This is a genomic window from Luteibacter sp. SG786 (assembly GCF_011759605.1).
GTDB lineage: Bacteria > Pseudomonadota > Gammaproteobacteria > Xanthomonadales > Rhodanobacteraceae > Luteibacter.
Window position 1 is genome coordinate 173659 of the sequence record NZ_JAAOYX010000002.1, and the last position, 14653, is coordinate 188311.

Sequence of the window (14653 nt, forward strand, 5' to 3'; positions counted from 1 at the left end):
TCATTCTTCCGGCTCCGCGCCATGGCGGCGTTGGTATTCGAGCATGAACTTCCTCCGTAGCAGACCGCCCGGGTCGTCGGGCACGCGCATCAGCGCACGCCGCACATCGGCAGGCAGCTTCGAGGACGCATCGTCGCTGGAGACGGCGCCGAGGTCGTGCTCCTTGCCGTTGTCCTGCTCTGCCTTCTTGGCGGCAAGGGCCTCGTCCATCTTCTGCTTGAGCGCCTGCTGTGCTTCCTGCGCCTGTGCGCGCTCCGCCTGCGATTTCGCCTCGGCGTCGCCCTGCGGCGCCTGCGCCTTACCGTTGTCCTTGCTGCGATCGCCGCCTTCGCCCTCGCCGGCCTTGTCCTGATTGCCCTGCTGTTGACCGTTCTCGTTGCCGTCGGCACCGGACTGCTTGCCTTGTTCGCCCTGCTTGCCGTCTTTGCCGTCCTGCTGACCCTGCTGCTGGTTCCGGTCGCCCGACTGGTCTTTCGGATCCTTGTCCTGACCGCCCTTGCCGCCCTGCTTGTCCTGGTTCTGCTTTTTCTCTTCCTGCTGTTTCTTCAGGAAGTCGGCCACGGCCTTGCGGTTCGCGGCGGCATCCTCGTTATGCGGATTCGCTTTCAGCGCGCGATCGTAGGCGGCCAGCGCGTCCTCGTAGCGTTGCTGCTTCGCCAGCGCGTTGCCGAGGTTGTACTGCGAGTCGCTATCGCCGCGCTGCGCGAGGGACGCCTCAGCCGCCGCGTAATCGCCCGCACGATATGCGGCGACACCGCGCAACGCGGGATCTTCCGCAAGGGCCTGTGCGCGATGCGCGTCGCCTGCGGCGAGCGCACGGGCGGCTTGCTGGTCGCGCGTGCGGAAGGCATCGGTGACGCCATCCGCGTGCGCGGGCGACAGTGGCAGCAATGCGAGGGCGAACACGAGCAGCCACCCGCGCCGGAAGGCGAGCGCCACGATGGGCAACAAGGGCAGCAGCAACCATGGGCCGCGGTCCTGCCATTGGCCCGACGCGGCGCCTTCCACGGCCTTGCCGTCACCTTCGCCGCGCGCAAGGCCGGCCAGGGCGGTCACGTCGGAAGCATCGTCGGCAACGGCGACGAAACGCCCGCCTCCCGCGTCCGCCACGGCGGCAAGCGACGCATCGTCGCGCGGTGCCATCACGATGTTCCCGCGCGCATCCTTCAGGAACCCACCGTCGTCGGTCGCGATGGGGCCGCCGCGTGCGGTGCCGATGCCGAGCACCGAAACGCGGTTACCCGCCGAACGTGCGCGGCGCGCCGCGGCCGTGGCGGCGGCATCGGCCCGGTCGGTCACCAGTACGATGGAACCGCCGCGGAGGTCCGCGTGGTGGATGAGATCGGCTGCCAGATCGATCGCCTTGGCGGGATCGTCGCCATCCACCGGCATGGTGTCCGGTGCCAGGGCGGCGAGGAGGTCGTCCACGCTGTGCGCGTCCGTCGTGAGCGGCGCCACGGTGAAAGCTTCGCCCGTGTACGCCACCAGCGCGTTCATGCCACCGCGATTGGCGGCGTACAGCTCACGTACCTTGTAGCGCGCACGGCTCAGGCGATCGGGAACGACATCGTGCGAGAGCATGTGGGGCGACATCGACACGACGACGACCTGCGCGGAACGCTCGGCGAACAGCGGCTGCGATTGTCTGTCCCAGGTGGGGCCGGCCAGCGCCAGCACGGCCAGCACCGCGGCACAGACGAATGCCGCGACCGGCCCGCGCGACGCGGACGGCGTACCGTCGAGCAGGTAAGGCAGCAGGGCGGGATCGGCGAGGCGGGCGAGCATGCGTTCTCCCGCCTTGCGCCGGCTTCCGATCCAGGCGAGCACGGGAACGAGAAGCAGCAGCCAGAGCCAGCGCGGCTCGAGGAAATGGAAATCGGCAAGCCACGTCTTCATGCGACGGCCCTTCGTCCCACGTAGCGAGGCAGCACGGCCAGGCCAAAAAGGACCAGCGCCGCGAGCAGTGGCCAGCGGAAGAGTTCGAAGCGGGGCCGCAACGCGGCACCTTGCTGCGGCACGGGCTCCAGTTCGTCGATGGCGCGATAGGCAGCCGCCAGCTGATCCGTGTCGGTGGCGCGGAAGAAGCGCCCGCCGGTCTGGTTCGCGATGTCGGTGAGCATGCCCACGTCCAGGTCGGCGGAAGGATTGACGACGCGGGTCCCGAAGAAATCGGGCACACGCATCGCATTCGCTCCGATACCGATGGTGTACACGCGTACCCCGGCCGCCTTGGCTGCACGTGCCGCTTCGCGCGGCGCGATGGAACCGGCGTTGTTCACGCCGTCGGTCAGCAGCACGACCACGCGCGCCGCTTCCGGCATGTCGGCAAGGCGCTTCACGGCAACGGCGAGGGCATCGCCGATGGCGGTTTCCCGCCCAGGAAGACCCACGACGGCACCATGCAGCTGTGCGCGCACGGCATCCAGGTCGTATGTGAGCGGCGTGACGAGGTAGGCCTGCGAACCGAACAGGATCAGGCCCAGTTCGTCGCCGGCGCGACGGTCGATGAAATCGCCGGCGATCGCTTCCACGGCGGCGAACCGCGTCACCTGCCGCCCCGCCAGTTGCATGTCGTCGAGCGACATGCTGCCGGAAAGATCCACCGCCATCATGAGCGCGCGGCCGCTGCGGCGCTGCGGCTCGGGCGGCCCCAGGTGCTGCGGACGCGCCGCGGCCACCACGAGGCTCAACCATGCGAGCGCCAGCAACAGTGTCGCCGCGAAGGGGGCGCGAGCGAGCGACGACTGTACGAGGGACAGGCCCGGCTGTGGCAGGTTCAACGCCTGCGCCGGCTTCAGCGGACGCAGCACATGGCGCAGCACCCAGGGCAGCGGGAGCGCGAGGAACATCCAGGGCCAAGCGAACTCAGGCAGCGACATGCGGCCGCCTCCTGTCCAGTGCCTTGCGCACCCATGCCTCGACGGCGGCTGCCGTCTCGCGCACGTCGATGTCCGCCACCGGGCGGTATTTCGCTTCATCCAATGCCGTAAGGCGCGACACGTCCCGATCCGGCGCGATGGCGGCAAGCGCCTGATGCCATGCGGCGCCGGACAGCGTCGCGCTGTGCGGATCGCGGAAGCGCGCCACGCGGCGGACGAGCTGGCTCGCCGTGGCGGCGAAGGCGAGCGTATCGCCGTCGTCCGCATACCGTGCCGTTGCAGCGCGCAGATCGGCAAGCGACGCATCGACAAAGCGCCGCCACGCCGCGCGCCGGCGCAGGAAGAAGGTGAGCGCGATCGCAGCCACCAGCAACAGCGCCAGGAGCAGCCACCAACCTGGGGCGAGTGGCCACCACATGGACACGTGCGGCACGTGGATGTCGCGCAGTTCGGGACCGTTGCCTGGCATCAGCGTGCCCTTGCCGTGCCGAGCAGGGCCACGACGGCATCGAGTGGATCGGCGCTTGTGTCGAGGGTGCGATGGCGAATCCCGAGGCCGTCGCAGAGTTCGTCCAGGCGACGGTGGCCCTCGCCCAGGCTGCGCGCGAAATCGCTGCGTTGGCGTTCGCCCTGTAACACCACGTCGTAGTGCACGCCACGATGGGCGAAGGGATAACGGCCCGCCGGTGGTTCGGACAGTTCCAGCGGATCGGCGACGGTGAGCACCGCGACCTCGGCCTTGGCGACGAGGCCGAGCATGCGCCCACGCGCCGCCGCATCCACCGCGAAACCGTCGCTCACGAGCAACACGCGGGAGGCCCCGTGCATGAGCCGGCCGGCGCGCTGCAACGCCGCCGACAACGACTCGTCTTCGCCGGGCGGCAGCGCATCCCACGCGGCAAGCGCACCGGCCACGGCCAGTGCCCCACGCGATCCGCCCTGCGGGCGCAACAGCTGGCGCTGTCCGCCGAAAGCCAGCACGCCCACGCGGTCGGCACCGCGCACGGCGTACCACGCGGCCATGGCGGCGGCCCGTGCCGCCTGTACCGATTTGAAGCGGGTGCGCGTGCCGAAGCGCATGCTGGCGTTCGTGTCGAGCAGGATGAGCAACCGCCCTTCCCTTTCTTCCTGGAACAGCTTGGTATGCGCCACGCCGCTTCGCGCGGTGAGGCGCCAGTCCATTCGGCGCACATCGTCGCCGGCCTGGTACACGCGCGATTCGGCGTAATCCATGCCGCGGCCGTGCAGACGACTGGGCCGCTGCCCGCTGCGCTGCACGCGCGAGGTCACCGGCGGTGCGGGCGCGCGCGCCACGCGCGAACGCAGGGCGATGAGTTCCGGGAGCGACACATGGACGCGCCCATCGGCGATGGGGGCCACGACGCTCACGGCAGCGGCACGAGGTCCAGCAGGCGGTCGATCACGGTGTCGATGCGCACGCCTTCGGCTTCCGCCTCGTAGCTCGGCAACACGCGGTGCCGTAGTACCTCGTGCGCGATGGCGTGGATGTCGTCCGGCACGACATAGTCGCGGCCGGCCAGCCATGCATGCGCACGGGCACAGCGATCGAGCGCGATCGTGGCACGCGGGCTGGCGCCCCAGGCGATCCAGCGGGCCAGCTCCTGGCCGTAGCGCCCGGCATCGCGCGATGCGACCACCAATTGCGTGATGTAGAGCTCCAGCGGCTCCGCCATGTGCACGGCCAGCACCGCCTCGCGTGCCGCGAACACGTCGTCGGGGCGCAGCATGTGCGCCGGCCTGGCGGCGGGATGCAATGTCTCGCGCGCCTGTTCGCGCGCAAGACGGAGGATGGCCAGTTCCGCGTCGGCATCGGGGTAACCGATGGTCACATGCATGAGGAAGCGGTCCAGCTGGGCTTCCGGCAGCGCGAAGGTGCCTTCCTGCTCGATGGGGTTCTGCGTGGCCATGACCATGAACAGGTCCGGCAACGGCCAGGTGCGCCGCCCGATGGTGATCTGCCGCTCGGCCATGGCTTCCAGCAGCGCCGACTGCACCTTCGCCGGCGCGCGGTTGATCTCGTCGGCCAGCACGATGTTGTGGAACAGCGGACCGCGCTCGAACTCGAAGCTGCCCGTCTGCGGCCGGAAGATGTCGGTGCCGGTGAGATCGGCCGGCAGCAGGTCCGGCGTGAACTGGATGCGGTGGAAATCGGCTTCCACACGGGTGGCCAGCGCCTTGATCGCCGTGGTCTTGGCCAGCCCGGGGGCGCCCTCCACCAGCAGGTGCCCGTCGGCCAGCAGGGCGATGAGCAGGCATTCGACCAGGTGCGGCTGACCGATGATGCCCTTGGCCAGGTCCTCGCGCAGGCGGACGAAGGCGTCCTGGAGCGGCGTGGCAGCAATTGGCGTAGCGGACATCGTGGGCATTCCGGACAAGGTGAAGGCCCGATCAGACCACAGCACCGCCAATAAGTTTAGGGCCGGAGGTCATCGGCCCTCACTCTCCCCGCAGCCACACGGCCTTGCGAGCGTGTGACTCCGGCTTCTTTCGGCCGGAAAAACGGTTCTCGCGGAAGTCCGGTGAGGCTGTCTCGATGTAGCAGTTCATTCGCCAAGGCGAATGCATGTGCCCTAGCGGCTGGCGCCGCCGTCAGCTTTGACGGTGAGGCCAGAGCCTTCGGTGTCCACCCTCGCTGCTCAGACAGGTCCTCCGCGTTCGAAAGGGAGGGGCCGCTGGCGCGGCCCGTTTACCTATCTGGCCTTCGGCCGCTCTCTTGTGCGGAACTCGCCTCGAGGATGGACACCGAAGACTCTCCCCATACCTGAGGCGACGTGTCCGGAGAGCCGGCACAGCCGAAGGCAGCCGCTGCGGGCGGGACAGCATCGCCTGGCCCACCCGCACGCTCAGCCAGTTGCCACCTCGGACGGCCTTTATCGGGGCATCGTTTCACATACCAACCAAAAAAAACGCCCGCGCGAGGCGGGCGTTCGATTCGGAGAGCGGTACGGCTTACTGCAACGTATCGCTCAGGATGCGCGGCGTGACGAAGATCAGCAGCTCGGCCTTGTTGTTGCCGCGGTTGGTGCGGCGGAACAGCACACCGAGGCCTGGGATATCGCCCAGACCGGGCACCTTGTTGGTGGTGTTCGTCTTGGTGATCTCGTAGATGCCGCCCAGAACCACGGTCTGCCCGTTGTCCACGAGCACCGACGTATTGATTTCCCGGGTGTCGATCGACGGAACAAAGCCACCGCCCGGCGACGGCGTGTTGCCGGCGAGGGCGTCCTTCTTCACGTTGATCTTCAGGTAGACGCGGCTGTCGGCGGTGATGGTGGGCGTCACGCGCAGTTCGAGCACGGCATCCTTGAACTGCACGGTAGCGTTCTGCGCGCCGCCGCCGGATCCCGAAGCCTGGTAGGTCACGTAACCGATCTGCGTACCCTGCTTGATGACGGCTTCCTGCTGGTTCGCCGTGATGACGCGAGGACTGGAGACGACTTCGCTGCGGCCTTCCGTCTGTGCTGCCGACAACTCCAGATCGACCATGTAGTTGGCACCGAGGATCGCAAGGCCGATGCTGCCAGCCGGATTGGAGACCGGAAGGTTCACGTTGTAGCCGCCAGGGAGCGTATACGGCTGGCGGGTCGGCAACGTGCCGGTCGAACCGTTGGCGATGTACTGATTGACCGCATTGGCGTAGTTCACGTCGCTGTTGCGGACGCTGGTCACGAGACCGCCGGTGCCGCCGCCGGTCGTGCCGGTGCCACCGCTGCTCAGATCCGGCGTGGTGCCGATGATCTGATTGGCGTTGTTGTGATTGAAACCCTGTGCGCCCCAGCGGACGCCCAGTTCGCGACTGAACTGGTCAGTGGCCACGACGATGCGCGACTCGATCAGCACCTGCTGCACCGGGCGGTCGAGCGTGCCGATGAGTTCACGCAGGTCGCGGATCTTGTCGGGCGTGTCGTTGATGAGCAGGGTGTTCGTGCGGTCGTCGAAGGAGACGCTGCCGCGCGGCGAAAGGAATCCACGGCTGCTGCCGCCGCTGGAACCGCCACCGCCCTGCAGGCTGCCCTGGGTGAGCAGCTTGGCGATGTCTTCGGCCTTTCCGTAGCTGATCGGAATGTAGTCGGACACCAGTTCGGCGGAGTCTTCGGCCTTCTGGCGGGCGTCGGCGAGGCTCTGCTCGTAATTGGCCAGCTCGGCCTGTGGAGCGATCCACACGACGTTGCCGCTACGACGCTTGTCCAGCCCCTTGGCGCGCAGGATTACGTCCAGTGCCTGGTCCCACGGGGTGTTCACGAGACGCAGGGTGACGCTGCCGCCCACGCTGTCGGAGGCGACGAGGTTGAGCTTGGCTTCGTCGGCGATGAGCTGCAGGGCCGAGCGGACGGGGATATCCTGGAAATTGAAGGTCAGGCGGGAGCCCGAATACGTCGGTTCCTGACCCTTCGCGGCCTTGCCCGTCGGCGCGGCGACCTTCTTCGGTGCGACTTCCACGGCGTACTCGGTGCCGTTCTGGTAAGCCGACACTTCGACCTCGCCCCGGGTACGGATGTCGAGGCGGGCGCCGCCCGGACGGGAGCTGGGTTCGATCGACTGCACCGGCGTGGCGAAATCGAGCACGTCGAGGCGCTGGTTGAGCTTCGGCGGCAGCGAGGTGCCCGGCAGGCTCACCACGACATGGTCGCCTTCGCGGTGCATCTCCGGCGTGGATGTGGCCGAGCCGAGGGTCACCAGCACGCGGCCTTCGCCGTTCTGGCCGCGGCGGAAGTCGATGTTCGACAGCGGCGTGCCGGCGCTGGACGGCAACGCCTTGGTCGGATCCGAGACGATGGCCGTGGTGGTCGTGGCGCCGGTCGGACCGTTGTTGACGGTGACCACGAGGTTCTTGCCGTCGACGCGGGTCTTGTAGGCGGAATCCCGGAACAGCTCGACGGTGACGCGGGTGCGGCCGCCGGCGGATATGACCGAAACGCCCGAGGTCGCGCCCTTGCCGATGTCGATGTGGCGCGTGCTGAAGGCGTTGGCGGTGTCGGGCAGGTCGATGGCGATGCGGGGCGGGTTGCTGGTCGTGAAGACCTTCGGCTCCGGTGCCCGTTCGGAGAACGCCAGGGTCAGCTCCACGCGGCCGCCGGGCTGGGCGTCGTAGCTGACCTTCTGCAGCGCGTTCGCCGCCGCGGCATTGCCGGCGAAGGCTCCCGCGAGAGCCATCGCGGCGCCGAGGATCCAGCGCCGCGGCCGGTGGCGCGCGCTACCCGGCAGATGATTGAGTTTGGTCGTCATGTGCGTCATCCCCGAGTTCTTATTTCTCACCGACCGCGATGCTTGCCGGACGCTCCATCCAACCGCCGGCGCCGTTCGGCACCAGCTCGACCAGATCGATACGGTCCTCCCCGACGGCCGTGACCCGGCCGTAGGCTTGCCCCATGTATTCATTACGGTGAACCCGGTGGATCACGCCGCCGGGATCTTTCACGAGTGCCTCGAGCCTGGAACCAGCACCAACCGTGCCAACCATCTTCAGGCTGTCCAGGGAAAACATTTCCAGGGGCTCCTTCGGACGGTTCTCGTCGGGCCGCGGTCCATTGGAGGCCGCCGTGTCCATTTCGGCCGTGCTGGGGCTGAACGGATCGCGGGCGCCCTGGTCCTGGTAGGCGAATGTCTCGAACGTGCGGATGACCGGCAGCGGCGGAATCGGCACGCCTTTCTTGTGCTTTTCTGCATCGACCCACTCGCGCAGGTCGGATGTGCCGCGCGTGCAGCCGGCGAGGGCCAGCAGCGCGAACGCGCCGAGGCCGAGGGAACGCAGGATGGCAGAAGGGCGGGTCATCACTTTTTCTTCCCCTTCGCCGTCGTCGCCGGCTTCTTCGGCTGTTCGTCGTCGTCGAGGTAACGGTAGGTCTTCACCGTGCCCTGCAGGACCAGGAGGCCGGAACCGCCCTTGCCGTCCTTGCCCGCGTCTTTCGGGCTCAGCGATACGTCATGCAGTGTCAGGATGACGACGCGCGGCAGCGAGGCCACGCCGCTGATGAAGGTGCCGAACTGGTGGTAGGTGCCCACCATGCGCAGGGTGATCGGCTTCTCGGCGTAGAAGTCCTTCGGCGTTTCCGGACCGGGCTGGAACAGTTCGTTCTCGATGCCGGCGGCCAGTGCCGTCTGCGAGATGTCGATGAGCAGCTCGGGCATCTCGGTTTTGCTGGGCAACTGGCGCAGCAGGGTGCGCAGCATGTCCTGCATGTCGGCCAGCTGCTGTTCCAGGGCTTCCAGATTGGCGGACTTCGCCTGCTTGGCCGAGAACTCGGTTTTCAGCTGCTCTTCCTGGCTCTCGGCATTGGTCAGGTCATCCTGCTGGGAGCTGATCTGGAAATACCAGCCGGCGAGCAGGACCACCACGAATACGAGGCCGGTGAAGAAGAGCTTGATCGACTTCGGCCAGCCACCGACGTTGTGGCGATCGAGGTTGCGCAGATCGTCAAGGAATTTCATGGCTTGGCTCCTGCGGGCGCGGACGCGGCAGGCGGTGTGGCCGGCGCGGCCGCGGCGGGGGCGGCAGGCGCCTGGTTCGCGGCGGCGGGTGCCGGCGTGCCGGTCGCGGATTGGGCGGCCTGGACCAGCGGTGCCGGCACGGCGGCCGAACCGGCCGGTGCGGTCGCGGCCGCTCCGGCAGCGGCGGGCGCCGCATCAGCGGCTGTGTCCGCCGGGCTGTTCAGGCGCACGTCGAGGCCGAAGCGATACGGCATGCGCGAGCCGTCGTGCGTGTTTTCCGTCTTGCGCAGATCGACGTGCCCCATCCACGGCGAGCCTTCGATGTTGCGCATGTACTCGGCCACGCTGGAGTTCGACTGCGCCACACCGTCCAGCGACATCGACTGGGCCGACTGCTTCATGCCCGAAAGGCGCGCGCTGGCGGGAATCGTCTTCACCAGCTCGTCGAACAGGTGGACCATCTGCGAGCGGTTGGCCTGCAACTGCTCGATGATCTGCTTGCGCTGGAGCAGGTCGGCGCGAACCTTCTCAAGGTCCTTGATCTTCGCGATGCGGTCGTCGAGCTGCTTGATCTCGCCTTGCAGGTAGGTGTTCCGGTCGCCCTGGTTGTCGATGCGGGCATCCATCCAGAACGACCAGGCGATCAGCACCACGAGCGCGGCACCGAAGGCGAGGCCAAGCTGGATGTAGAACTCCCTCTCGCGCTGCTTGCGGCGCTCGGCGCGCCAGGGGAGCAGGTTTATGCGTGCCATCAGTCGAAGCTCCTCATGGCCAGGCCGACGGCGATCATCAGGGCGGGGGCGTCCTGGGCGAGGGTCTGGGCCTGTACCTTGCTCGACAGCGACATGCGGGCCAGCGGATTGGCAACCACGCAAGGCACACCCAACTGCTGTTCGAGAAGTTCCGTGATGCCGTCGATGGCGGCGCAGCCGCCGGCCAGCACCACCTGGTCGACGCGGCTGTACTCGCTGCCGGCGAAGAAGAACTGGAGCAGGCGGCTCACCTGCTGCACCAGTGACTCCTTGAACGGTTCGAGGGCCTCGGCTTCGTAGGACTCCGGCAGACCGCCCTTGCGCTTGGCGCGGCCGGCTTCCTCGTAGGAGAGGCCGTAGCGCCGCATGATCTCGTCGGTGAGCTGCTTGCCGCCGAAGACCTGCTCGCGGGAATAGATGGTGCGCTGATTCTTCAGCACCGCCAGGGTGGTCATGGTGGCGCCGATGTCCACGACGGCCACCAGGGCGTCGCGGGACACCGCCAGCTGGTCCGCCACCATGCCGAAGGCGTTCTCCATGGCGAATGCCTCGACGTCGATGACCCGGGCGGTCAGCCCCCCCAGGTCCAGCGCCGCGATGCGCATGTCCACGTTCTCCGTGCGCGACGCGGCCAGGAGCACGTTATTCATCTCGGGATTGTCGCGAACGGGGCCCAGCACCTCGAAATCGAGGCTCACTTCCTCGATCGGGTAGGGAATGTACTGATTGGCCTCGACCTGGATCTGCCCTTCGAGGTCGTCCTCGGAAAGGTCGGCCGACATGGGGATGACGCGGGTGATCACGGCGGACCCGGCTACCGCGGCCGCGGCGTGCCGGCTCTTGGAGCCGGAGCGGGCCAGGGCACGGCGAATGGCCTCGCCCACCGCCTCGACCTCGACGATGTTCTTTTCCACCACCGCGTTCGGCGGCAGGGGCTCCACCGCGTAGTGCTCCACGCGATAGCGCCCGCCGGCCTGGCTGAGTTGAAGCAGCTTTACCGCAGTCGAACTGATATCGACGCCGATCAACGGCGCCGCCTTCGGTGTAAAGAGCCCCACGATGTCCCCCTTCCCCGCGCCTTGTCGGAATTGGTCTTCGGCGCGAAGGCATTAAACCTAAACCTTAACGGATTGGCAACGGGCGCAAGGGGGGCCTTACCGGCACTAATTCACAAATCCAGTCACCGGGTTAGCGGACGCCCTTAACACCCGGTCGAATTCCGGGGCCCCCGCCCGATCGGCGGCTTGGCTCTATACTCGGGCCCGACCCACAAGGCGGTGACCCCTTCCCCTCCATGCGAATCCTCAAGCGTCTGCTGCGCTATGCGCTGTACCTGGCCCTGGCCGGCATCCTTTTCGTGGTTGGCGCCGTGGGCGTCGCCTACTGGCTGCTCGCCCCGCGCCTGCCGTCCGTGGCGGTGCTTCGCGATTACCACATGCAGGTGCCCCTGCGCGTGCTGAGTTCCGACGGGCGCCTTATTGCCTCTTTCGGTGAAACCCGGCGTATTCCGGTGCATATCGCCGACGTACCCGCGCGGCTGAAGAACGCCGTGCTGTCGGCGGAAGACGCCGATTTCTACAGCCACCCCGGCGTGGACTGGCATGGCATCGCGCGTGCCGGCATCCACGTGATCGTGTCCGGCGGCGACAAGGGCCCCGGCGGATCCACCATCACGCAGCAGGTGGCACGCAACTTCTTCCTGAGCCCCGAGAAGCTCTATTCGCGCAAGCTCACGGAGATGTTCATCGCCCTGCGCATGGAGAACGAGCTCAGCAAGGACCAGATTCTCGAGCTCTATATCAACAAGATGTTCCTCGGGCACCGTTCGTACGGCCTGGCGGCCGCGGCTGCCTATTACTACGGCAAGACGCTCGACCAGCTGACCGTGGCCGAGTGCGCGGCGCTGGCCTCCACCTTCCAGCTGCCGTCCGTGGTCAACCCCCTCAACAATCCCAAGCGGCTGCTCGCGCGGCGCAACTGGGTGCTTGGGCAGATGCTGAGCAACCGCTTCATTACCCAGGCGGAATACGACCAGGCCATCCAGGAACCGAACGACGCGTTCCCGCACGAACAGCAGATCGAGGTGGATGCACCTTACCTTGCCGAGATGGTTCGCCAGCAGGTGCTGGAGAAGCTCGGCAACGACGCCCTCACCGAGGGTTATGTCGTGCACACCACGGTGCCCAGCGACAGCCAGGCCGCGGCCAATGAGGCGCTGCGCGGCAGGCTCTCCGCCTATGACCGCAGGCACGGCTACCGCGGCCCCGAGGGCCACGAGGAGCTGCCGGCCCAGGCCGGCCCGGACGATTACGACCGCGTTCTCGCCGGCTACACAAGCGTGGCTGGCATGATTCCCGGCATTGTCACGGAGACAGGCGCGAAGGAGGCGAAGGTGTACCTCTCGCCCAAGGAAACCGTCACGCTCAGCCTGGAGTCCATGGCCTGGGCCCGGCCTTACGTGAATGAAGGCCGCGCCGGCGCGGCGCCGACCCGGGTGGACGCGGTGCTGAAGCGCGGCGACGTGGTGCGGCTGTTCCATGCCGCCAAGGACGAGGTCAACGAAGACGTCGCCACCGACGCCAGCGCGCCCAAGCCCGAGCCGAAGCTCGAATGGCGCCTTACCCAGATTCCCGCCGTGCAGGCGGCGCTGGTCTCGCTGGATCCGGAAGACGGTGCGGTACGGGCGCTCGTCGGTGGCTTCAGCTTCGTGCGCTCGAAGTTCAACCGCGCCGTCATGGCGGCCCGCCAGCCGGGCTCCAGCTTCAAGCCCTATCTTTATTCGGCCGCCTTCGACCGCGGGTTCACGCCCGCGTCGATCGTGAACGACGCGCCCGTGGCCTTCCCCGACCCTTCCCGCCCGGACGGCATGTGGACTCCTTCGAACGACGACGGCAAGTTCGACGGCCCCATGCGCCTGCGCGAGGCCCTGGTGAAGTCGAAGAACCTTGTCTCGGTGCGCCTGCTCGACGCGATCGGCCTGCGCTATGCGCGCGACTACATGACACGCTTCGGCTTCACGCCGGACGCGCTGCCGCAGAACCTCTCACTGGCGCTGGGCACGGCCTCGGTGTCGCCCATGAGCATGGCGCGCGGCTATGCCGTGTTCGCCAACGGCGGTTATCTGGTCACGCCTTATTTCATCTCGCGCATCGACGATCGCGACGGCAATCCGGTGTACGTGGCCAACCCGGAACGCGCCTGCGCCGACTGCCAGGAGCGTCTGCTCAATCCCACGCCGCCCGGTCCGCCGACGCAGGCGTCCACGGCGCTCATTCCCGCCAAGCCCGCGACCGCCGGCACCGCAGCGGGCAGCGGCACCGGCGACGCCGTGCTGCCGGCGGATGCGCATGCCGATGCTTCGGAGGCACCGAAGCTGGCGCCGCACGTGATCGACGTGCGCAACGACTACCTCGTGACCTCGCTCATGCAGGACGTGGTGAAGCGCGGCACCGGTGCCGCGGCCAAGGCCCTCGGCCGTGACGACATCGCGGGCAAGACCGGTTCCACGAACGACCATCGCGACGCCTGGTTCGTCGGTTTCAACGGCGACGTGTCCACCGCGGTGTGGGTCGGCTTCGACGACTTCAGTTCGCTGGGGCGCGGCGAGTTCGGCGCCAAGGCGGCGCTGCCGATCTGGATGGATTACATGGGCGCGGTCCTCAAGGACAAGCCTTCCCATTCCCTCGCCATGCCGCCGGGCATCGCCACGGTGCAGATCGACCCGGGTTCGGGACTTCCCTCGCCGGGCGGCATGAACGAGATCATGAAGGTTGAAGACGTCGACCGTCTTCGCGAGCAGGCGACGCAGAAGCAACAGGAGGAACAGCAGGAACACGCCTACGACATCTTCTGACGCGCGCCACGCACCGACGCGCGCCTGACATACGCACACACCACACGGGGGTGAGTCATGGCACGAGGCGAACACCACAGGATCCATGCCCAGGACCGGACGCAGCGCAATCGCGTCCTCGTCGCCCAGGAGGCGGCACGCCTGATGAGCGAGCATGGCATCCGTGACTTCCACCACGCGAAGCTGAAGGCGGCCGAACGGCTCGGCATCGTCGATACGCAGGCCCTTCCCCGCAACAACGAGATCGAGGACGCGCTGCGCGAGCACCAGCGCCTCTTCCACGGCGACACGCAACCGCAGGCCCTGCGCGCACGCCGCGAGGCTGCCGTGGAAGCGTTGCGCTTTCTCCGCGGTTTCGATGCGCGCCTCGTGGGCGCCGTGCTGGAAGGCACCGCGGACGAACACTCCGCCGTGTGCCTGCATGTCTTCAGCGACGACCCCGACGCACCCGGCCTGTTCCTGCGCGAACAGGGCATTCCGCTGGAAGTGCAGACACGCCGCCTGCGCTGGTCGCCCACGGAGCAAAGCGAACACCCCGTGCTGCTGTTCGGCGCGGACGGCATACCGTTCGACCTGACCGTGCTGCCACTCGACGCGCTGCGTCAGGCCCCGCTCGACCGCGTGGACGAGCGCCCCATGCGCCGTGCCACAGCGGCGATGGTGCAGGAGTTGCTGGCGGAAGAAGACATCGAGGCGTTCAACGCGTCGATGTGAGCTTT

12 protein-coding genes are annotated in these 14653 nt (G+C 67.6%); 2 read left to right on the forward strand and 10 right to left on the reverse strand.

The features are described from left to right. The 10 genes from FHS47_RS12625 to FHS47_RS12670 form a co-directional block, all read right to left on the reverse strand. Complete coding sequence (locus tag FHS47_RS12625) at positions 1 to 1896, reverse strand: tetratricopeptide repeat protein (RefSeq protein ID WP_167028338.1); 1896 nt, start codon at positions 1894 to 1896, stop codon at positions 1 to 3. Then, a complete protein-coding gene (locus FHS47_RS12630) occupies positions 1893 to 2873 on the reverse strand; it encodes a VWA domain-containing protein (protein ID WP_167030104.1) in 981 nt (326 codons plus the stop codon). The genes FHS47_RS12625 and FHS47_RS12630 overlap by 4 nt, the downstream gene beginning before the upstream one ends. Then, on the reverse strand, positions 2866 to 3348 hold the full coding sequence (locus tag FHS47_RS12635; RefSeq protein ID WP_167028341.1) for a DUF4381 domain-containing protein: 483 nt from the start codon (positions 3346 to 3348) through the stop codon (positions 2866 to 2868). Before FHS47_RS12635 ends, FHS47_RS12630 begins: the two co-directional genes overlap by 8 nt. After that, positions 3348 to 4268 carry a DUF58 domain-containing protein gene (locus FHS47_RS12640; protein WP_167028344.1) on the reverse strand — a complete coding sequence of 307 codons (921 nt, stop codon included), beginning with the start codon at positions 4266 to 4268 and terminating at the stop codon, positions 3348 to 3350. The genes FHS47_RS12635 and FHS47_RS12640 overlap by 1 nt, the downstream gene beginning before the upstream one ends. Next, a complete protein-coding gene (locus FHS47_RS12645) occupies positions 4265 to 5257 on the reverse strand; it encodes a MoxR family ATPase (protein ID WP_167028347.1) in 993 nt (330 codons plus the stop codon). The genes FHS47_RS12640 and FHS47_RS12645 overlap by 4 nt, the downstream gene beginning before the upstream one ends. Before the next feature lie 592 nt (positions 5258 to 5849). Next, positions 5850 to 8054 (reverse strand): type IV pilus secretin family protein, encoded by a 2205-nt coding sequence (gene pilQ / locus FHS47_RS12650; RefSeq protein WP_247741469.1) that lies wholly within the window; start codon positions 8052 to 8054, stop codon positions 5850 to 5852. A gap of 91 nt (positions 8055 to 8145) precedes the next feature. Beyond that, a complete protein-coding gene (locus tag FHS47_RS12655) occupies positions 8146 to 8673 on the reverse strand; it encodes a pilus assembly protein PilP (RefSeq protein WP_167028353.1) in 528 nt (175 codons plus the stop codon). Beyond that, complete coding sequence (gene pilO / locus FHS47_RS12660; protein ID WP_167028356.1) at positions 8673 to 9329, reverse strand: type 4a pilus biogenesis protein PilO; 657 nt, start codon at positions 9327 to 9329, stop codon at positions 8673 to 8675. Before pilO ends, FHS47_RS12655 begins: the two co-directional genes overlap by 1 nt. Next, positions 9326 to 10081: a PilN domain-containing protein gene (locus FHS47_RS12665; protein WP_167028358.1), complete on the reverse strand. Its 756-nt coding sequence runs from the start codon at positions 10079 to 10081 to the stop codon at positions 9326 to 9328. Before FHS47_RS12665 ends, pilO begins: the two co-directional genes overlap by 4 nt. After that, positions 10081 to 11139: a pilus assembly protein PilM gene (locus FHS47_RS12670; protein ID WP_167028361.1), complete on the reverse strand. Its 1059-nt coding sequence runs from the start codon at positions 11137 to 11139 to the stop codon at positions 10081 to 10083. Before FHS47_RS12670 ends, FHS47_RS12665 begins: the two co-directional genes overlap by 1 nt. Positions 11140 to 11375: 236 nt before the next feature. Here FHS47_RS12670 and FHS47_RS12675 point away from each other — a divergent pair, with 236 nt between their 5' ends. Further along, positions 11376 to 13934 carry a penicillin-binding protein 1A gene (locus FHS47_RS12675; protein WP_167028364.1) on the forward strand — a complete coding sequence of 853 codons (2559 nt, stop codon included), beginning with the start codon at positions 11376 to 11378 and terminating at the stop codon, positions 13932 to 13934. Positions 13935 to 13991: 57 nt separating this feature from the next. Continuing rightward, positions 13992 to 14648 carry a hypothetical protein gene (locus FHS47_RS12680; protein ID WP_167028367.1) on the forward strand — a complete coding sequence of 219 codons (657 nt, stop codon included), beginning with the start codon at positions 13992 to 13994 and terminating at the stop codon, positions 14646 to 14648. Positions 14649 to 14653: the final 5 nt, after the last annotated feature.

Excerpts from the sequence above, each read along its gene's own strand:
- FHS47_RS12645 (WP_167028347.1), bottom strand. The coding sequence starts at position 5,257 with ATGTCCGCTACGCCAATTGCTGCCACGCCGCTCCAGGACGCCTTCGTC.
- FHS47_RS12655 (WP_167028353.1), bottom strand. The coding sequence starts at position 8,673 with ATGACCCGCCCTTCTGCCATCCTGCGTTCCCTCGGCCTCGGCGCGTTC.
- pilQ (WP_247741469.1), bottom strand. The coding sequence starts at position 8,054 with ATGGCTCTCGCGGGAGCCTTCGCCGGCAATGCCGCGGCGGCGAACGCG.
- FHS47_RS12665 (WP_167028358.1), bottom strand. The coding sequence starts at position 10,081 with ATGGCACGCATAAACCTGCTCCCCTGGCGCGCCGAGCGCCGCAAGCAG.
- FHS47_RS12680 (WP_167028367.1), top strand. The coding sequence starts at position 13,992 with ATGGCACGAGGCGAACACCACAGGATCCATGCCCAGGACCGGACGCAG.
- pilO (WP_167028356.1), bottom strand. The coding sequence starts at position 9,329 with ATGAAATTCCTTGACGATCTGCGCAACCTCGATCGCCACAACGTCGGT.
- FHS47_RS12625 (WP_167028338.1), bottom strand. The coding sequence starts at position 1,896 with ATGAAGACGTGGCTTGCCGATTTCCATTTCCTCGAGCCGCGCTGGCTC.
- FHS47_RS12635 (WP_167028341.1), bottom strand. The coding sequence starts at position 3,348 with ATGCCAGGCAACGGTCCCGAACTGCGCGACATCCACGTGCCGCACGTG.
- FHS47_RS12675 (WP_167028364.1), top strand. The coding sequence starts at position 11,376 with ATGCGAATCCTCAAGCGTCTGCTGCGCTATGCGCTGTACCTGGCCCTG.